18 protein-coding genes are annotated in these 18,969 nt (G+C 52.2%); 11 read left to right on the forward strand and 7 right to left on the reverse strand.

What is annotated here, in order from left to right:
• Nucleotides 1-155: 155 nt before the first annotated feature.
• The 8 genes from LDO05_RS01050 (at nt 156) to trxB (ending at nt 9,701) form a co-directional block, all read left to right on the forward strand.
• On the forward strand, nt 156-1,001 hold the full coding sequence (locus LDO05_RS01050; protein WP_251378564.1) for a response regulator transcription factor: 846 nt from the start codon (nt 156-158) through the stop codon (nt 999-1,001).
• 19 nt (nt 1,002-1,020) lie between these two features.
• The gene (locus LDO05_RS01055) at nt 1,021-2,148 is read left to right on the forward strand and encodes a sensor histidine kinase (protein WP_251377052.1); all 1,128 of its coding nucleotides are present in this window, start codon (nt 1,021-1,023) and stop codon (nt 2,146-2,148) included.
• Nucleotides 2,149-2,323: 175 nt separating this feature from the next.
• Nucleotides 2,324-3,265 (forward strand): ABC transporter ATP-binding protein, encoded by a 942-nt coding sequence (locus LDO05_RS01060; protein ID WP_251377053.1) that lies wholly within the window; start codon nt 2,324-2,326, stop codon nt 3,263-3,265.
• Between the two features lie 30 nt (nt 3,266-3,295).
• Entirely contained in the window at nt 3,296-4,435 is a 1,140-nt protein-coding gene (locus tag LDO05_RS01065; RefSeq protein WP_251377054.1) for an ABC transporter permease, read from the forward strand.
• Nucleotide 4,436: 1 nt separating this feature from the next.
• On the forward strand, nt 4,437-5,588 hold the full coding sequence (locus LDO05_RS01070) for an ABC transporter permease (RefSeq protein WP_251377055.1): 1,152 nt from the start codon (nt 4,437-4,439) through the stop codon (nt 5,586-5,588).
• Between the two features lie 254 nt (nt 5,589-5,842).
• Complete coding sequence (locus LDO05_RS01075) at nt 5,843-6,790, forward strand: ribose-phosphate diphosphokinase (RefSeq protein WP_251377056.1); 948 nt, start codon at nt 5,843-5,845, stop codon at nt 6,788-6,790.
• A gap of 95 nt (nt 6,791-6,885) precedes the next feature.
• Nucleotides 6,886-8,613: a tetratricopeptide repeat protein gene (locus tag LDO05_RS01080; protein ID WP_481857007.1), complete on the forward strand. Its 1,728-nt coding sequence runs from the start codon at nt 6,886-6,888 to the stop codon at nt 8,611-8,613.
• 131 nt (nt 8,614-8,744) lie between these two features.
• Complete coding sequence (gene trxB, locus LDO05_RS01085; RefSeq protein WP_251377057.1) at nt 8,745-9,701, forward strand: thioredoxin-disulfide reductase; 957 nt, start codon at nt 8,745-8,747, stop codon at nt 9,699-9,701.
• A 180-nt stretch (nt 9,702-9,881) separates the two neighbouring features.
• Here trxB and LDO05_RS01090 read toward each other — a convergent pair whose 3' ends face one another.
• Nucleotides 9,882-10,265, reverse strand: coding sequence for a RidA family protein (locus LDO05_RS01090; RefSeq protein ID WP_251377058.1), 384 nt, complete (start codon nt 10,263-10,265; stop codon nt 9,882-9,884).
• Nucleotides 10,266-10,370: 105 nt separating this feature from the next.
• Here LDO05_RS01090 and LDO05_RS01095 point away from each other — a divergent pair, with 105 nt between their 5' ends.
• A complete protein-coding gene (locus LDO05_RS01095) occupies nt 10,371-10,721 on the forward strand; it encodes a winged helix-turn-helix transcriptional regulator (protein WP_251377059.1) in 351 nt (116 codons plus the stop codon).
• A gap of 96 nt (nt 10,722-10,817) precedes the next feature.
• Here the strand turns inward: LDO05_RS01095 and LDO05_RS01100 are convergent, their stop codons facing one another.
• From LDO05_RS01100 to LDO05_RS01125, 6 genes are all read right to left on the reverse strand, one after another.
• On the reverse strand, nt 10,818-12,320 hold the full coding sequence (locus LDO05_RS01100) for a serine hydrolase domain-containing protein (RefSeq protein WP_251377060.1): 1,503 nt from the start codon (nt 12,318-12,320) through the stop codon (nt 10,818-10,820).
• Nucleotides 12,321-12,334: 14 nt separating this feature from the next.
• Nucleotides 12,335-13,075 (reverse strand): ABC transporter permease, encoded by a 741-nt coding sequence (locus LDO05_RS01105; protein WP_251377061.1) that lies wholly within the window; start codon nt 13,073-13,075, stop codon nt 12,335-12,337.
• Complete coding sequence (locus LDO05_RS01110; protein WP_251377062.1) at nt 13,076-13,789, reverse strand: ABC transporter permease; 714 nt, start codon at nt 13,787-13,789, stop codon at nt 13,076-13,078.
• Entirely contained in the window at nt 13,786-14,700 is a 915-nt protein-coding gene (locus LDO05_RS01115) for an ABC transporter ATP-binding protein (protein WP_251377063.1), read from the reverse strand. Before LDO05_RS01115 ends, LDO05_RS01110 begins: the two co-directional genes overlap by 4 nt.
• Nucleotides 14,701-14,831: 131 nt before the next feature.
• Complete coding sequence (locus LDO05_RS01120; protein WP_251377064.1) at nt 14,832-16,220, reverse strand: HAMP domain-containing sensor histidine kinase; 1,389 nt, start codon at nt 16,218-16,220, stop codon at nt 14,832-14,834.
• Nucleotides 16,217-16,891: a response regulator transcription factor gene (locus LDO05_RS01125; RefSeq protein WP_251377065.1), complete on the reverse strand. Its 675-nt coding sequence runs from the start codon at nt 16,889-16,891 to the stop codon at nt 16,217-16,219. The genes LDO05_RS01120 and LDO05_RS01125 overlap by 4 nt, the downstream gene beginning before the upstream one ends.
• 284 nt (nt 16,892-17,175) lie before the next feature.
• Between LDO05_RS01125 and LDO05_RS01130 the strand changes: the two genes are divergently transcribed.
• A complete protein-coding gene (locus LDO05_RS01130) occupies nt 17,176-17,406 on the forward strand; it encodes a DUF1858 domain-containing protein (protein ID WP_251377066.1) in 231 nt (76 codons plus the stop codon).
• A 107-nt stretch (nt 17,407-17,513) separates the two neighbouring features.
• Nucleotides 17,514-18,770, forward strand: coding sequence for a DUF438 domain-containing protein (locus tag LDO05_RS01135; protein WP_251377067.1), 1,257 nt, complete (start codon nt 17,514-17,516; stop codon nt 18,768-18,770).
• Nucleotides 18,771-18,969: the final 199 nt, after the last annotated feature.

Consider the following 18,969-nt stretch of genomic DNA (forward strand, 5'->3'; position numbering starts at 1 on the left):
GTTTGTTTGCTGATAGTCCTGTTATCCAACATACCTCATTTCACTTCTCCTGAATATAGGTCCTGTATAGACCGGCTGTAATCATGCGGCAAAGTCCTTCTTCCAATCCCTGCCTGTAATCATGTAAAATAGTTCCACAAGGGAGTGGATTCATGGTGAAGATCAAGGTACTGATTGCGGACGATAACTCGTTCATCCGGGAAGGCATGCGGATTATTCTGACTACGTTCGGGGACTTTGAAGTGGTTGCCACAGTGGGGGATGGCCAAGAGGCTGTAGACTACTGCAAAGCTCATGAGGTGGATATTGCGCTGCTGGATGTGCGAATGCCCAACATGAATGGAGTCGAGGCTACACGCCGGCTGACAGAAGAGACGAAGACGCGTCCTTTGATCCTGACTACATTTGATGATGATGAATACATACTGGATGCCATTCGCTATGGGGCGAAGGGTTATCTGCTCAAGAATAATGATCCCGAGCGGATTCGGGACGCGATCAAGAGTGTGCACAGCGGTAATAATGTGCTGCAGGATGTGGTGCTCGACAAGCTGAAGTCGTCGATGGACCTGCTGCGGCCAGAGAAAGAGAGACAGGCCGCCGGGGGACCCCAGACGGAAGCGCGGGCTGCCGGGAGTGCCCAGACGGGATCACGGGTCTCTGGAGACCTTCAGGCGGAAGCCGCTGCCGAGGCTCATCAGACGGGAGAGGCGCCCTTGAGCGGGAGGGGTTCTGCGCCGGCACTAGCATCGCCATCGCGCGTGAATGAATCAGGATCGCACGCGGGTGGGGCGCTGCCGTTCGACCGGAGTCCTTTTACCGATAGAGAGCTGGATGTGATGTCCAAGGTAGCTCAAGGCTTATCGAATAAGGAGATATCCAAGGAGCTGTTCATCTCCGAGGGGACAACGGCGAATTATATTACTTCAATTCTGAACAAGACTGCGCTGGAGCACAGAACCCAGATTGCCATCTATTACTTGACGGGCAGGGTCCGCTAGGCTGGGAAGGTTGTGATTCATGATGGAGCAGTGGACCGTCGGCAACAAGACGATTGTCCTGTTCTTTGTTATTTATGTGGCGTATTTCGGAACACCAACCCCTTCGCTATGGCTTATTCTGTATTTCTTGCTGTATCTGTCCATGAATCTGCTGCTGCATACAGTTGGGCACAGGCGGTACAAGCAGGGGATTATTCTGGTCATCCTCGCAGGTATTGTCTGGTGCTCGGTGCACGCGGATGTGCATTTCCTGCTTCTGCTTCCTTTCAGCATATATGAACTGGCCTCCTTCTACATACGCCGGAATATCTTCGTGCTTCCCGTAGTCCTGCTCCCGGCCATATTTCTTAGAGATTATGTCCTTATTGGTCTGTATATGTTCGTTGCGGTGCTCAGCTGCTTCAACTACATACGCATCCGTTATTATATGAATCTGGTGAATCAGCTGGAGGATCAGGCTGAGCTGCAGCGGACGGATCGGCAGCGGCTGGCGAGGATGCTGAGTGAGAATCAGGAGTTCCTCCGCACGTCGGAGTATACCACCAAGCTGGAGGAGAGGAACCGGCTCTCGCAGACGATTCACGACGGGATTGGACACGCTATGACCGGTGCGCTCATTCAGATGGAGGCGGCCAAGCGGCTGATCCGCTCTGATCCGGACAAGGCGGAAGAGCTGATCCAGAACGCAATTGGAATATCCTCCGAGGGGATTGAAGAGATCCGGCTCACCCTCAAAAATATAAAGCCGCCCACCGAGCAGCTGGGATTCAGCAGACTCAAGACTGCTGTCGAGAGCTTTAGTGCGCGTTCGGACCTTCATATCACCCTGGTTCATGAGGGGAACATGGGAGTGATAACTCCGCTGCAGTGGCGAATTATACAGGGTAATGTCACAGAGGCGCTCACCAATACAGCCAAGTATGCGCAGGCAACCGCCGTACATGTGGAGGTCCGGGTGCTGAACCGGCTGATTAAAGTGGTCGTCTCGGATAATGGGCGGGGCAACCTGAAGATTGTAAAAGGGCTTGGGCTGATCGGGATGGAAGAGCGGACCGCCGCCGTTCAGGGTACGGTCATTGCCGACGGTACCAAAGGCTTCAGTGTGACCACACTGCTGCCATTGGAACAGGCAGGTTCTGTTACATGAGACCCGGCACATGAGAATTCTCATGCTTAAGCGGGATTAGCCCAATCACCATAGACATGAACTTTCTCATATCCAAAGGATGAACTTATGCACTGACATAAGGGCATCCTTTTTCTTTATGATAGAGCCAGGAAGAACGGATGAGACACCTTCAAATTCTAAGGAGTGAACGGAAATGAACGTACTTGATATTCGCGGACTTACCAAGAAATTTGGCAATTTCATCGCGGTGGACAATATTTCCCTTAGCATCAGGGAAGGGGAGATCTTTGGCTTTCTCGGTGCCAATGGAGCCGGGAAAAGCACGACCATCAACATGATCGCCTCGCTGCTGCGTCCTTCAAGCGGAGAGATCCTCATTCTGGACCGGGACATTGCGAAGCAAAGCCGGTTCGCCAAGATGAATCTGGGAATTGTCCCGCAGGATCTGGCGATCTATGAGGATATGACTTCTTATGAGAATGTAAGTTTTTTTGCCGGGCTATATGGACTGAGGGGTACTGAGCTAAAGGACAGAACGGAAGAAGCGCTTCACTTTGTGGGCCTTGCCGATAAGGCCAGGAATTACCCGAAGGATTTCTCGGGAGGGATGAAGCGCCGCCTGAATATTGCCTGTGCGCTGGCCCATAAGCCCAAGCTGATTATTATGGATGAACCTACGGTCGGTATCGATCCTCAATCCCGCAACTATATTCTGAACTCTGTCCGTAAGCTTAATGAGGATGGATGCACCATTATCTACACGAGTCACTATATGGAGGAAGTAGAGGAGATCTGCTCACGCATCGCTATTGTGGATCATGGGAAGATCATTGCTGAAGGGACCAAGGAGCAGCTTACCGCGACCATTACAGATATGAAGGATATCCGGATTGAAGTGAAGTCACTCGGCGATGTGCCAGCAGACCAGCTCCGGTTGATTCCGGGTGTCCGTACCGTCCGGCTGGATGAGCATGAGCCCGTAATCAGAATTCATAGCGACGCGGCGGTGGACAATTTGAACCGGATATTGAAGGAACTGATTGCGAGCGGGGCAGAGATCCGTTCGGTTGAAGAGCAGGAGCCGAACCTGGAGACCGTGTTCCTGACATTGACTGGGCGCAACCTGCGGGACTAATAGGCATGGAGAGGAGGCTGAGCTAATCGAATGAATAATATAGTGAGCATAGCGGTTAAGGAAATCAAGCATGATTTCCGGGATAGACGCACTCTGCTGTTCATGCTGGCTTTTCCCATTGTGCTGATGCTGATTCTTGGTCTGGCTCTCACGAATGCTTTCAGCAGTAATGTACAGCTGGGTGAGATGAAGGTGCTCGTTAAGAACAGCAGTCATGATGGGCCCTTGACTGAGGCGTTCAGTGCCTTCACGAAAGAGATGAAGAAGTCGGATATTCATTTCGTGCCTATACAAGAAGGGGTTAACGGAATGGATGAGGTCAGGCAGAATCGGTATGACGGTTATATGGAGCTTACCAGCTCCGGAATTTCGTTGTACGGCAACAATCTGAGTGCTGTAGAGGGCAATGTGATTGAAGGTATGTTGAAGGCTTTCACCGATAAATTCAATGCGGTCTCCGCGGTTGCCAAGGTTGAACCGGCCAAGATCCAGCAGGTGTTCGCTCCTGGCGCAGCCGCTGATGGAGGTTATATCAAAGAGACCTCGATAGATGCGAACCGGCAGCCAGGCTCGATGGATTATTACGCAGTAGCCATGTCGGTCATGATTGGCCTATGGGGGGCGCTGTCAGCCGGAAGGCTGATTCGAAGCGAGATTGTGCAGGGTACGGCTCAGCGTCTTATCGCCTCTCCTGTGCGGCGCAGTGAGCTGTTCGCGGGTAAGGTGCTCGGCAGCATTGTGCAGAACTTTTTGTGCGTGCTGGTTGTCGTATTGTTCAGTAAATACGCTTTCGGGGCGTACTGGGGAGAGCACCTGGGCATTGCACTGATTATTCTGTTATCCGAAGTTATCATGTCTGTCAGTCTTGGACTTGGAGTGAGTTACTTGCTTAATGGAAAAGCGACTGCCGGTGTCCTGATGATGTTCGTGCAGCTGGCTTCTTTCTTCGGGGGTGCCTACTTCCCTGTCAGTGCTTCCGGCAGCGATGTGACAAGTTACCTTGTCTATCTGTCTCCCATCCGCTGGGCTAATCAGGCTCTGACAGAGCTGATCTATGAGCAGGGTTCGGTCTTCTCGGCCGCAGGGCCTGCCATCAGTCTTAATATGGGTCTGGCTGTGTTGATGCTGGCCCTGTCAGCGGTATTTATGCGGCGTAAGGAGGGATTGTAAGATGTGGAGAGATATTGTGTGGCTACTGCTTAGCACGTTGAAGAGAACATTCCGAAGACGGGTGAATTGGCTGCTGTTCTTCGGCCTTCCTGTAGCGGGAATTCTGATCTCGACCCTGATGTACGGAGGATCGGGCCAGAATGTGCTTCGCATTGGGATTGTGAATGAAGACAGCGGGCAGCGCATCGCGGCAGATACGGTTCAAATGGTGAAGGGGCTGAACCATATCAAGGTTGTGCAGGTGAGCGAGAGCGGGTTGAGGAGCGAGCTTGCCGCCGGCAGCCTGGATACAGGGATTATTCTGGGCTCGGGTTATTCACAAAGTATACGTGGCGGCAGTCCCGATCATATTACCATCCAGTCGGTAAAAGGAGCTTCTGTAACAGCTTATGTCAAAGCTATGCTCAATCAATATATCGACAATGTATCTTCAATCAGCAGAATAGCGGGCAAGGACTCCGGGAAGTTCGAGCAGCTCTATGCCGCGTTTCAGTCTGCGGAGTTCAAGCTTACAGCCAGCACGGTTCCGGATACCTCAAGCACCAAGCGAATGTCCTATCAATCGATTGGCTTCCTGATCATGTTCATGATGAACTCGGCGGTCGGCTTATCCGAGATCATTCTGCTCAACCGCGAGAATCGGACCTATTTCCGGATCCTGTCTTCTCCAATCAGCTCAAGAACCTATGTGATCTCGAATATTCTGGTCAATCTGTGCGTCATGCTGGCTCAGATTGTCGTAGCTGTATTCTTCCTGACTTATGTGTTCAAGTTAAGTGCCGGTATCCGTGTGGAATCTCTGCTGGTTATCCTGGGATTGTTCTCCCTGGTCTCGGTGGGAATCTCCCTGGTGGTCATAGCCTTCTCCAAGAACAGCGCCTCGGCGGGCGCGCTGCAGAATTTCATTGTAACCCCGACCTGCCTGCTCTCCGGCTGCTTCATTCCGCTTGAGATTATGCCAAATGCGGTTCGCCGGATCGCGGATTTCCTGCCCCAGAACTGGGTGCTTGAATCGATCGAGAAGCTCCAGACGGGTGCGGCACTAACTAGTGTCTGGTTCAATATGGTCCTCCTTCTGGCCTTTGCGGTGCTGTTCTTCCTGGTTGCCAGCTACAAGTTTGGACGGAATAACGATACACGGAACTTTGTATAGAAGATGGAAGTGGAAGCGGAATTCATCCTGAACTAGTAACTAATAATAATGCGATAACCTCAGGCTCTTTGCGGCTTGGGGTTATTTTCGCATATCCAGGTGTGAAATTCCCTCTAGCAGAGTGGGGTGGGAAGGTCTGCAAATTAAACACAGGGTGACTTTGGCGCGCGCCCATTTTATTGTATAATTACTTTTAGAAAGCGAATACACGTGACTGGTATCTAAGACAGCTGCAAGTTAAAGAGGAGGTTCTTATGCACAGCAGGCTGCAAATTTTTAGCGGATCATCCAATCCGAAGCTGGCGGCACAGATTTGTGAGCGGCTTGGCGTACAATTAGGCAAAATCAAGCTCTCCCGGTTCAAAAGTGGCGAGGTCTATGTTCACTATGAGGAGAGCATCCGGAATTCGGATGTCTTCATTGTACAGTCGCTGTCCCATCCGATTAACGAGCTGTTCGTAGAACTGCTGGTTATGATTGATGCAGCCAAACGGGCATCCGCCCGGACGATCAGCATTATTATGCCTTACTACGGATATGCCCGTCAGGAGCGCAAGTCCGCACCCCGGGAACCGATCTCGGCCAAAATGGTAGCAGATGTGCTGACAACCGCAGGTGCCACCCGTGTCGTGACGATTGACCTTCATGCTCCTGCCATACAAGGGTTCTTCAATATCCCGGTGGATCATCTGACTACCCTGGATGTTATGACTTCTTATCTGAAATCCAAAGCGATCCCGAATCCGGTCGTGGTCTCCCCGGATGCCGGACGCGCTTCCATGGCGGAGAAGCTGGCGAGCGGGCTGGATGCTCCTTTTGCCATGATGATCAAGAAGAGACCCGCGCATAATCAGTCGGTCATCACGCATGTCATCGGGGATGTCAAAGGTTATACTCCAATCATCATTGAAGATCTGATCGATACGGGATCAACCATTGTCAATGTGGTGGAGGGACTGAAGGAGCGCGGTGCAGAGGATGCGTACATCTGTGCGAGCCATGGGTTGTTCTCGGATAACGGGATGAAGCGGCTGGAGCATCCAAATATTCGGGAAGTGGTCGTTACGGATTCTATTGCCCTGCCGGAGGTGCATCCTGAGGGATTCAAGGTGCTGTCTGTTGCGCCCATGCTGTCACAAGCCATTCAGATTATACTCGATGGCGGCTCTATTGCCACCTTGTTCAAGGACCGCGGGATATAATATATCCGGCGTTTTCTTTTACCATGGGACGAAAGGCCTCTCTATGTTATAATATCTGAGAGACTTTTTAGGGATATTAGAAGGAGGTGCCTTGCTTGAAAGAGAAAAAACAGCACAACGGCGGTGTGCCCCGTAAAGTGGTGCCCATCCGCATGGATGCGGGCTTTTTCTTTGAGAGAGCCGTCTCTTCACTGGACCGCTATCATTACGACAAGGCATTGAAATATTTTCGCAAGGCTGTCGAATATGAACCGGAGAATCCGGTGAATCATTGCAATATGGCGGGTATATTGTCCGAGATGGGGGATTATGAAGGCTCCAACGCCGTGCTTTCCTCCATTCTGGAGAAGGTCGATCCTGCCATGACGGAGTGTTATTTCTATCTAGCGAACAATTACGCCAATATGGAGCAATTCGAAGCGGCTGAAGAAGCGCTTGTCACATATTTAGAGCAGGATGTCAGCGGTCAGTTCCTGACTGAGGCGGAAGAAATGATGGAACTGCTGCATTATGAACTGGAACGGCCGATGAAGCTGAGTTCCATTAAGTCACGGGAAGGCATGGTAGAGCACGAAAGTGCCCGCGCCCTGCTGGAAGAGGGAAAGTTCACCCAGGCTGTGAAGCTGCTGGAGGATATCCTGAGCAAGAATCCTGATTTCCTGGCTGCCCGTAACAATCTGGCTTTGGCCTACTATTACCTCGGTCTATTCAATAAAGCGCAGGGTACGATCGATGAGGTTCTGGAGCGTGAGCCGGGCAATCTGCATGGCCTGTGCAATCTGGCCATCTTCTATCAGCACCAGGGGGATGAGAAGCTTCTGGCTGAGCTGACGGGTCAGCTGCGCAACATTGTGCCTTTTCATCAGGAGCATGTATTCAAGCTTGCAACAACCATGGGTATTCTCGGGGAGCATGAGTCGGCTTACGGGCATTTCAAGCGGCTGATCAAGGATGAGGAGCTGAACTTCGATCCTTGTCTGTTCCATTACGCCGCGGTAGCTTCATATAATACCGGCCGCTATGCAGAGGCCCGGAAATATTGGCAGCAGGTACAGAAGCTGGACCCGGCTGTCGAGATTCCCCGCTTCTATCTGAGCCGGCTTGATGCACTGCATGAGAGCGGAGCACACTTCCAGGCCAGCTATCATTACCATCTTCCTTTTGAAGAGCAGTTCAAGCTGTGGGAGAAGCAGGATACGGGAATACCCTCGGGGCTGAAGGAAGATCCGCTGATCCGCTCATCGTTCTTCTGGGCACTCCGGCATGGGGATGCCAGAACCAAGCTGCAGGTTATCCAGGCATTCGGCAGTATTGGAGACCTGGAGGTCATTGAAGCGCTCCGGGCTTTCCTGATGGAGCCAGATGAAGAGAAATATCTGAAGAATATCGCGCTGTTCGTACTGCGAAGTCTGGGTGTGAAAGAGAGCATTCCAGTCCGTGATCAGGAAGGCATCAGCATGGCTGATCCGCAGGTGATCTCATCCGGACTTCCAGTGTGGGATGACCGCTGGCAGGCTGTCATTGATATAGCGGCACAGAACATGGATACCCGATACAACCTCCTGCAGCGGTATGATCTTGAGATTCTATGGATTGAGTTCCTGAGCCGTCAATATCCGAAGACACCGGTGATCACCACGGCGGCAGGCTGGGCAGCAGCGCTTGAATACCTGACAGCCAAGATGCACCGCCGGGCTATCACCTATGAAGAGGTGGCGCGCCGCTACGGAGTGTCGGTGTCCACAGCGAGTAAGTATGCGCGCCGCGTTGATGAAGTATGCGGCATCAAAGAGAAGATGAATGTCATTTTTCCTTCGGTCTAATCCATTTTTATATACATGATATAAGTTAGTATAACGGCATGTGGAATAAGGTCTTATGTTTATGCTATATATGCAAAAGGGTATAAGATTAGTTGAAGCAGGAGAAACCAATTCCAAGGAGGTTATCCATAATGTATAAATCAATCGTGATCGGAACCGGACCTTCCGGCTTGACGGCCGCTATCTATCTGGCCCGCGCCAACCTGAGCCCGCTTGTCATTGAAGGCCTTGAGCCTGGGGGTCAGCTTACAACGACTACCGAAGTGGAGAACTTCCCGGGGTTTCCGCAGGGAATACTTGGACCTGAGCTTATGGACAACATGCGTAAGCAGGCGGAACGCTTCGGCGCTGAATTCAGGAACGGCTGGGTGGAGGAAGTGGATTTCTCCAAGCGGCCATTCAAGATCAAGATTGCGGACCAGACGGAGACACTTGAAGCCGAGACCGTAATCATCTCGACCGGCGCATCGGCGAGATACCTTGGAATTCCAGGCGAACAGGAGAATGTCGGACGCGGAGTGAGCACCTGCGCCACATGTGACGGCTTCTTCTTCCGCGGGAAGAAGATTATTGTGGTCGGCGGCGGTGACTCCGCCATGGAGGAAGCGAGCTTCCTGACCCGATTCGCCTCGGAGGTTACCCTTGTGCACCGCCGCGATGAGCTTCGCGCGTCGAAGATCATGCAGGACCGGGCCCGGGACAACGAGAAGGTGAAGTGGGCGCTTAACCGCACTCCGCTTGAAGTGGTCACGGACGAGAAGGGTGTTCGCGGACTGAAGGTGCGTAACAATGAGGCCGGCCAGGAAGAGATCGTAGAAGCGGATGGCGTGTTCGTGGCAATTGGACACACCCCGAATACGAAGTTCCTTGGCAGCCAGATTGAGACTGACGAGCACGGTTACATTGTGGTTAAGCCGGGAACAACCGAGACGAACATTCCAGGCGTGTTCGCCTGCGGGGATGTGCAGGATACGAAGTACCGCCAGGCGATTACAGCCGCAGGCTCGGGCTGTATGGCCGCGATGGACTGCGAGAAGTTCCTTGAGGGCGCCATGGTGCACGACTGGAGCGAGACCCTGGATCAGTAAGATTATCTATATAGAGAGACCCTGTACCTTGGTAAGGTGCAGGGTCTCTTTGTCATGATGCCAGGCCATATGGCATTCTTTCACTAATTGAAGTTATCTGCTTGGCCCGTGCTAACCTTAGCCCGCTGCTTATTAAAGGCAGCCAGGCACCAGCTGTTGCGGAGGGCGGGGGATACCGGGTTAATCTGTATGCGCGATCGCACTGACTTCAATCAGCTGCTCGGGATAAGCAAGATAGGTTACACCGATAAGGCTTCCCGCAGGCCGATGATCTCCCACGTATTCCTTGAACAGCCGAACTACGGGCTCGAAGTGCTCCTGCGGGTTCGTTAGATAGACCTCCACATAAGCAAGGTTCGATTTCGTTACATTAAATTCAGCCAGCACACGGTCGAGATTGTCCAGCGTATGACGGATCTGTGCCTCGATATCGCCTTCACCTACGAAGGTACCCTCCTTATCGTGGGAGAACTGCCCCGATATGTAGATCGTGCCGTTCACACTGTAACCTTGGGTAATACCATGATCCCACAGATTGTGGTTGTATGTTTTAACTAAGCTCATGTTCACCATTCCTTTACTTCAAAGTAAGGTTAGTATAAACTGGGCTCAAATAAAGCGGTAGTACGCACTATTTTGATAGATACTACCCGAAAGGATAGTGTTAATATGAGTATGGCCGAATTTAAAGGTAAAGTTAAAAACATTCAGGATACCCCATTTGGTTACACCCTATCTGTGATTGGGGGAAAGTGGAAGATGGTCATCATGTACCTTTTGGCAGAAGGGCAAACCGTCCGATTCAATGATCTCAAGAGACAGATCGGCGCAATTACATATAAGACACTCAGTTCACAGCTTAAAGAGCTGGAAGCGGACGGTATGGTGATCCGGACAGAATATCCCCAGATTCCTCCCAAAGTCGAGTACAGCCTTACAGACAAAGCGATGAATCTTCTACCTGTGTTGGAAGGGCTTTGTGAGTGGGGGGTAAAGTACAGTAATATAGGCCCCCGCTAACGCAGCGTATAATTTAAATAGCCAAGGCCGTAGTCTTCTGACTACGGCCTTGGCTAGAATTGCTTAGCTATTTAATTGACTGTTGCGGTCGCTGATTCAGATTGCCGCCTGTGATTTGGTTCCTGGCCATAGACTTGTTTTTCGGATGATAAGGATCACCTTGAACACGCCAAGTCCAAGTAAGAGAATGGGGACAAAGAAGAGTGCGTGACCTAATCCAGGCAGGAATACTCGTATAACCGGCCAAGGCGCGGTAAACATCTTAGGCACGTATAGAAGTACGGCTAGAGGTATTAGTAGATTGAATAAAAGGATGCAGATCGTATTCCATGTCAGCCATAAGGCTGACGACTTATACTTGCTTCTCCACTTGAACATGACGTAGACCGACCGGATAATCAGAGCAAGCGTAATGAGCAGGAGGAGATCGGCAATCAAATAGGTTTTAGCGAATAGGGGAACGGTTGCATGCACAGGCTCCTGTCCTTGGAGTATATCACTGATGCCTACAGCAATACTGTCATAGGGGACTAGATAGTCCATCGCATTAACGAGTAGAACAATTCCATATTCTCCGTGCATAACGAGAATCGAGTAAGTGTTCTCGGTTGCTCCGGTATGAAAGGTCACTCCGTTCTTTAGACTCCAACCCATAGCGTAAGATGTACCGCCCCCCATGGAGACTGCAGGCTCGTGCATTTCATCAATCCCTTTAGCGGATAGGAGCTCAGAATGTTCGTATCTTCCCTGATTCATCTGGGCCACTAAGTAATGGGTTAGGTCCTCCGCACTCGAAATCAGATAACCGGAAGCAACAGTACCTGTATGAACGAGCTGCTGGCTAGGGATCATCAAGCCGAATAGGGATTGGTATCCAGTCGCGAGGTGGGCTTTGTTGGCTTCTTGCGGTGAAGTATAGGAAGCATTCATATGAAGCGGCTTGAAAATGTGAGCTTTCACGTATTCACTGTATGTCTCTCCGCTGACAGCCTCAATAATCCCGCTCAGAATATTGTAATTCAGATTGGAGTATTCGTAATTAGCGCCAGCTGGGCGAACAGGGGTTACACGGCTGAGGTCCTGCAGGTGCTCCTTGATGGTCTGGTCTCCTTCAGTCAGGCTGACCCTGCCATCGTACTCTGTGAGCCCACTTGTCTGATGCAGCAGATCTTCCACCCGTATGGACCTCGGAGCATCTGAGTCAGCTAACCGGAACCAGGGAAGATATTGATGCACGGGGGCGTTAAGATCTAGCCGGCCTGCCTCAGCAAGCTGCATGACGGCAAGGGCGGTAATGGATTTCGTAGTCGAACCGAGCACAAAAGAGGTCTGCGGGGTAACGGGCCCTTGATTAGGTCCCGCTATTCCGTAGCCTTTTAAGTAGACCGTCTTGGTGCCTTTAACAATGCCTAAGGAAGCCCCTGGAATATGGAGCCGGCTCATAACCGACTCCATGAACTTATCGATCTTGGCTGTATCCACCTTAGGATCTGCCTGGGCATGAACAGGTATGGGGGGAAGGCTCAAGCTAATAACCAACAGGAACATGGGCAGCAGCCGGAGCAACTGTCTATAGAAAGTTGTGATTTTGAATTTCAATAGAATGCCCCCTCTTAGATCTCCTGCCTGTTGAAATAGATGAGTCCTGCCGCCAGGAACAGAATAAAGCTGCCCACAACTGTAATCATCAGACTTTCAAAGGGCAGGTTGAACCCCAGAGGCCCGGCGGAGTCCGCATGTGCAGGCATCATAGCCTGGATAGGCTGCGCCCAAGGGTAGTACGGACGGATTTTGTCCGAATTCACAACCAGGATATTAGGCACGGTAAAAATCACATTAACCACCAGCGGTGCCGCAAAGCTAACCCAGCGCAGCGATACACCGAGCTGAAGCGCGGCGAGCGGCAGGCAGGCTACCCAGCCTCCAATGATGCTGCGGGTGATCATCCCCCAAGGGAAGGGCTCTGTCACACCGTGATAGAGAGCCGCGCCAACGAAGCTGCCCAGGAACAGCAGCTGGGTGAAAGCGAGCATAGCCGCCACGATCAGGAACTTGGCGAGGAAGACAGAGGTACGTGATACCGGAAGGGCCAGCAGCGCCTTCCATCCGCCGCCCACATGCTCGTAGCGGCATATGAATGAAGAGAATACACCGGTCAGAATCGGCATGAACAGCAGGGAGTGGAACAGGCACATCGTGGACAGGAGCAAAGGATAGGCCGGCATGTCCGGTTCAATCGTGGTCATGAATCCAACGAGCAGGGCCAGGGCAGGACTGATCAGAGCCAGCAGCCACAGATGAGACTTGGACATCTTAAGCCGTTCGGATGAGAGGACTCTAAGGAATATATTCAATTAATTCACGTCCTTCCGGTTGAAGTGCAGCAGCGCAAAGATCAGAATCAGCAGACTCAGAGCGAACCCGGCACCGAGAAAAGGAAGCTGATTGTCCGCTCTGTAGGCCAGCGCGGGCCAGTTCAGCGGGAACCACTCAGATAGACTGCCTGTGAATAAAGAGCAGATCGCAAGCGCTAACCCCAGCGTAACAGGCAGAGCCTGATTCTTGTAAGTTAAGGACAGATACAGCTGAAGAGCCAGCAGAGGCAGTGAGCCGATGAACGGATAGAAACCGATCTTCGCCAGGTCTGACCACGGCAGAGGGGAGCCGAACCCAAGGCATAGGCCGAGTACAGCGGTTCCGACCGACAGCAGCAGGCAGGCGACGGCCATTAGAATGAGGCTCAGCAGGAATTTGGAGATGAACACAGCCGTCCGCGAGATAGGCAGGGCCAGCAGCTGCTTCCAGGAGCTGAGCTGATGCTCGACTCCGGCCAGCATGGAGCTGACCAGAGTGCTGCCCATGAACAAAGCCAGGGGTACAAAGCCCATCATGTTGGTGATCAGCCCTTCCCATAGATGTCCCTGATACTGCTTGATCAGGTAGTCGTAGCGCAGCCCGAAGTTCAGTGCCTGCATGACCACAAGTCCAATGGGCGCGATGAAGATCAGGAACCAGATTCCCTTGCCGCGGATCTTGAGGAAGTCCGACGATAATGCGCGGCCAATCATAGGGACTTCACCTCCCCGATCACTTCCATGAAGATGTCCTCCAGGGACTTGTTCTTCTCCTCCACCCGGTAGATCAGGTGCCCGTTCTCTACAAGCCGCTTGACGAGTACAGCAACCTGGTTATCTTGAATTCCGTCAAAATAAAGCCGTCCATCCTGCACCGTCCCGGCAAGCCCATTGTCCTTGGCCAGCCAAAGCGCCGATTCCGGCTCGGACAGAGCGATGTTGATGCCACCTGCGGCCTTCTTCCTCAGATTGGCGATGGTGTCCTGGAACACCATCCGGCCTTCACGGATGATGCCAACCGTACCCGCCATTTGCTCGACTTCGCCAAGCAGATGGCTGGAGACGAGGACCGTGATGCCGTGCTCCTGGGGCATCCGCTTGATCAGCTCCCGGATCTCCTGGATACCGGACGGATCCAGTCCGTTTGTAGGCTCATCCAGAATGAGCAGCTCAGGTGAACCAAGCAGTGCGGAAGCAATGCCAAGACGCTGCTTCATGCCAAGGGAGTACCCTTTTACCGCGCGCTTCGCTTCCTTGGTCAGGGAGACGATTTCGAGAACCTCGTCAATCCGTGATTTAGGCACGTTCAGAATGCGGCGGATCGCCTCGAGATTCTCTATGGCGGTCAGATGACCGTAGTAGGATGGATACTCCACGAGAGATCCGACCCGGCGCAAAATATTGATTTTGTCCCGGTTAAGATCCTTCCCGAGAATCTCGACCGTTCCCTTCGTAGGGCGAATGAGCCCCAGCAGCATACGGATGGTTGTCGTCTTGCCGGCGCCATTGGGGCCAAGAAATCCGTAGATTTCGCCCTTTTTAATTTCAAGATTCAACCCGTCTACGGCGGCGCGTCCACGGTAGGTTTTTGTTAATCCACTAGTTTTGATCACATTATTATTCAATTTCTCTCACCTCGATAACCAGCATAGTCCCGCTAGTTTAAATGAGGGTCCCCACCAAGTTTAAAAATAGTTTAAAAAATAACAAAACCAGGACGTGCGTCTGCACATCCCGGTTCATAGGGTTCGATAGATTAGCGGCTTAAAGGTTGTATCCGCATTAGTGTCCCACTGCCGCTGCTCTCGATTTCCAGCCCCAAGGCCATCTCCTTAAGCAGCAGCTGGACAATGGACAGTCCAAGTCCGGCCCCTTTGCCGCCGCTGTCAGCCTGCATGCCGGGACCCCGGTCGGTGATAATCAGGGCCGGATGGCCGTGGTGCATCTCGGTATCCAGACCGATATAACCGCCTGACCCCGCATGGCGGACGATGTTCTGGAAGAGGTTATCGAGTACTCGCCGGAAGGCCTGTTCATCCACATTCCAGATCAGCGGGTCTCCCTCCAGGTTGATATCAGGAGCGAGCCCTTCCCTCTCCCACAAGGGGTACCAGGCCGCCGCGCTCTCCCGGACAATACGAAGCACATCCTGCGGCTTCCGGTGAATGGCATATTTGCCGCTGGTCAACAGATTATAAGAGAGCAGATGATCAATCAGGTGATCAAGGTCGCTCATCTTATCCTGCATTAAGGCAAGGGACTGCTTCCCCTGATCCGTAAGCTGTTCCTTCTTCAGCGAGTACAGATGGCTGCCTATAACGGTGAGAGGTGTCCTCAGATCATGGGACAGATTGCTGATCAGGCGCTTGCGCAGCTGCTCCTCCTCCTGCTCCCGCCTGCGGCTGTCGCCCAGCTGGTCGATCATGGCGTTGAACGACTGTTCAAGCAGCCCAATCTCGTCGGCCCGGCCGGTATGGATCTTCCTAGGAATGCCGTCTTCACCGGGAGCATGCATGGCCGATTCCAGTGTAAGCAGCCGTGTTCGGATTCTTCGGAAGAACAAGTACGAGATCCCGGCGAAAAAGCCGAATAGGAGCAGCAGCGTGATGGCGAATAAGCTTGGGTCGGAAGCAATACCGTTAAGTTCAAGGTAGCTTGGAGGTATTTCGATGGCCATGAACCCCTGCTGTCTGCTGGAATTCCCCCCGATAAAAGCGACAACGGCGAAATAATCCCTGTTCCCGGTGCTTGTCTTCATGTACTGAATGGTGTCTTCATTCGACCATTTGACCGGTCGTGACCCGGGAGGCAGCTGCAGCCGCGTCATCCCGCTATGATCTACCCAGAAGACGGAGGCGAAGGGATACTTCTGCTTGAACTGCTTCAGCTTCTGATCAATCTGATCAGGGGAGGCATCCGCAAGCTGCTCGGCCGCCGTATGCCAGTTGTCGGTCAGATATTCTCTTCGTACGAAATGCTTGTTCTCCACCGGATGCTTGTCGCTGACTACAGCACTCTTGATCAGCCACGACGCAACGAAGCTGAGTGGAATTACCACCGGTACGAACATAAGCGCCGCGAGTACGATTAATAAATACCGGGATAGCAGTGAACTTCGGAACTTAGGGAACCGCTGGAACTTCATGCCTTTACCCGGTACCCGATCCCGCGGATCGTCTCAAGGATTTGCGGCGCAGCAGGATCTAGCTCGATCTTCTCTCTTAAATAACGGATATGCACCATGAGTGTCTTGTCCCCGTCTAGATAGGGATCTCCCCATACCGCTTCATAGATTTGTTCCTTGGTCATCACCTGGCCCAGATGCCGGATGAGGTACATGAAGATCTGGAACTGCTTGCCGGTCAGGATAATCTCGCTGCCGGTCAGCTTGTTCTCCAGCCGGTTCTCCCGCTCGAATACCCGCAGATGTCCAATCTCCAAAGGCTGTCCACTCAGGGACCCGCTTCGGCGCACGAGCACTTCAATCCGCGCCGCGAGCTCATCCGGGTGGAACGGCTTCGTCAGATAGTCATCGGCGAACTGCAGCCCCTGCAGCTTGTCATCAATGGAGGAACGCGCCGAGAGCATCAGGATGGGCAGCTCCGGGTGGTTCCTCTTCAGACGCTGTCCAACGGTGAAGCCGTCAAGACCAGGCAGCATTACATCCAGAATAACCAGATGGCAGTCAGCTGCCGCTTCCACCGCGCCTTCGCCGCTCGTCAGCCATACCACCTCGTATCCCCTTTCCTGGAGGTCTTTGCAGACCCAGCTACCGATCTCCGTATCATCTTCGATATAAAGTATATGAATTGCCACGTTCCCTTTCCTTTCCGGCCGTGCCTTAATTTGAGTGCATTATACCATGAACTGCCAAACTGTAAGTAACTTAAGACGCAGAGAGGCCCAAATGCAGAGGAATCAGACGATCGCTTGCAAGGCATTCCGGCCGTGAGTGTGTCAATTTTCTCGACGCTTGTGACTTTAATCACAATAGGCTCCAACAGGGCGTGGTACTTTTAATTTGAGAAAAGTTCTCATTCCCGGAATGCCAGGAGACAGTGACGACTGCCTCGAGGCTTTCCCCTCATGGAGGTTATTCTATGAACAGCAAGTCCGTTAACTTTCAATCGACTTTATATGATCTGTGTACAGCAGATCCAGAGATTATAGACATTATGGTTGCTTTGGGCTTCGGGCAGATTGCCAAGCCCGGGATGCTGCAAAGTGCAGGAAGATTCATGACCATTCCCAAAGGGGCGGCGATGCGAAAGATTCCGCTTGAGGAGATCGTGCAGGCTTTCGAGGACAGAGGATACGAAGTTATAGCCTAGATAAATGAACTTAAAAAGATGGCATGAAAGGGAGGAGTTACGTCCGTCCCCATAATATGAACATTTTATTGAGGCTTAGATAGATATGAACGAGGAGGAGAATCATCATGAGCGAGCTTATTAACAATCGGGAGACACAAATTGCGGGCCAGTCCAAGCGTCAGGATATGCTCAAAGAGATTATCAAGGAGCTTCATCAGGGTAAAAGTGTGGATGAGGTCAAAGCCCGGTTCGAAGAGGCCGTAGGAGACGTAACTGTTGAGGAAATCTCCGCGATGGAGCATGCGTTAATGGAAGAGGAAGGTATCCCCGTCTCGGAAGTGCAGCGGTTATGCTCGGTGCATACGGCGATCTTCAAAGGCTCTATAGAAGAGATTCACCGTTCCTCAAAGCCGGAGGAGCAGCCGGGACATCCCGTGCACACCTTCAAGCTGGAGAACCGGGAGATTGAACGGCTGGTGAACTTCAAGCTTCAGCTGCATACGGACCGCTACCGCAAAGAAGCAGGCCCTGAAATTACACTCAAGCTGCTCGAAGACCTCAGCCTGCTGCTGGACCTCGATAAGCATTACAGCCGAAAGGAGAATCTGCTCTTCCCTTACCTGGAGAAATACGGGATCTTTGGGCCGACCAAAGTGATGTGGGGGGTAGATGACGGCATTCGCCTTATGATCAAAGAGACAAAGGCGATGCTTAGCGCGAATAGAGAGGAACCTGTAAATGTCCAGATTGTGGAGAGTCTGGAACGGATAATTACGGAAGTGAACGAGATGATCTTCAAGGAAGAGAACATTCTGCTTCCGATGGCGCTTGAGAAGCTGACCGAGGACGAATGGGTGAAGATCGCCCGCGAGAGCGATGAGATCGGCTTCTGCCTGACCGCTCCCGACCAGGAATGGAAGCCGGAGCGTGCCGCTGAGCCTGGTGAGGCCGTGGAGGAGGAAGCAGCTGGCACTCGGGACGGATTCGTCCGCTTTGAGACTGGCATTCTGTCTGTGGAACAGCTGGAGGCTGTAATGAATCACCTGCCGGTCGATCTTACCTTTATTGATGAGAACGATGTGGTTCGTTACTTCTCCCATGGCAAGGAGCGGATCTTCGCCCGGACCAAGGCCGTCATCGGCCGTACCGTCCAGAACTGCCACCCGCCGCAAAGCGTGCATGTGGTGAACGAGCTGCTGGCTGACTTCAAGGCCGGTCGCAAGGACGCGGAGGATTTCTGGATTCCGGTCAAAGACAAGTTTGTCTATATCCGCTATTTTGCGGTAAGAAGTGAGACCGGCCAGTATCTTGGCACCCTGGAGTTCACACAGAACATTGCACCGATTCGTGCGCTGGAAGGACAGAAACGGATTTTGTCATAACTTTGTTAGATATGCGGCTATATATTTGTGGACAGAACGCTCTGTGTACCCCTCTGGGGGAAGGAGCGTTTTTTGCATATCCTTTTCCAGATGAAAGGGGTTCCCTGCACAGCCATACGTTACCGTAAAAGCCTTGCTGACAAGGGGTTTGAGAAACTCTGCCTTCTCTTGACCGATAGGGAGGGTTCGCTTATAGTGG

The sequence above is a fragment of the Paenibacillus sp. YPG26 genome (assembly GCF_023704175.1).
GTDB lineage: Bacteria > Bacillota > Bacilli > Paenibacillales > Paenibacillaceae > Fontibacillus.

Bases quoted from the DNA above. Each gene is read 5' to 3' on its own strand.
- LDO05_RS01055 (WP_251377052.1), top strand. From the start codon at position 1,021: ATGATGGAGCAGTGGACCGTCGGCAACAAGACGATTGTCCTGTTCTTT.
- LDO05_RS01060 (WP_251377053.1), top strand. From the start codon at position 2,324: ATGAACGTACTTGATATTCGCGGACTTACCAAGAAATTTGGCAATTTC.
- LDO05_RS01065 (WP_251377054.1), top strand. From the start codon at position 3,296: ATGAATAATATAGTGAGCATAGCGGTTAAGGAAATCAAGCATGATTTC.
- LDO05_RS01070 (WP_251377055.1), top strand. From the start codon at position 4,437: ATGTGGAGAGATATTGTGTGGCTACTGCTTAGCACGTTGAAGAGAACA.
- LDO05_RS01075 (WP_251377056.1), top strand. From the start codon at position 5,843: ATGCACAGCAGGCTGCAAATTTTTAGCGGATCATCCAATCCGAAGCTG.
- trxB (WP_251377057.1), top strand. From the start codon at position 8,745: ATGTATAAATCAATCGTGATCGGAACCGGACCTTCCGGCTTGACGGCC.
- LDO05_RS01090 (WP_251377058.1), bottom strand. From the start codon at position 10,265: ATGAGCTTAGTTAAAACATACAACCACAATCTGTGGGATCATGGTATT.
- LDO05_RS01095 (WP_251377059.1), top strand. From the start codon at position 10,371: ATGAGTATGGCCGAATTTAAAGGTAAAGTTAAAAACATTCAGGATACC.
- LDO05_RS01110 (WP_251377062.1), bottom strand. From the start codon at position 13,789: ATGATTGGCCGCGCATTATCGTCGGACTTCCTCAAGATCCGCGGCAAG.
- LDO05_RS01120 (WP_251377064.1), bottom strand. From the start codon at position 16,220: ATGAAGTTCCAGCGGTTCCCTAAGTTCCGAAGTTCACTGCTATCCCGG.
- LDO05_RS01130 (WP_251377066.1), top strand. From the start codon at position 17,176: ATGAACAGCAAGTCCGTTAACTTTCAATCGACTTTATATGATCTGTGT.
- LDO05_RS01135 (WP_251377067.1), top strand. From the start codon at position 17,514: ATGAGCGAGCTTATTAACAATCGGGAGACACAAATTGCGGGCCAGTCC.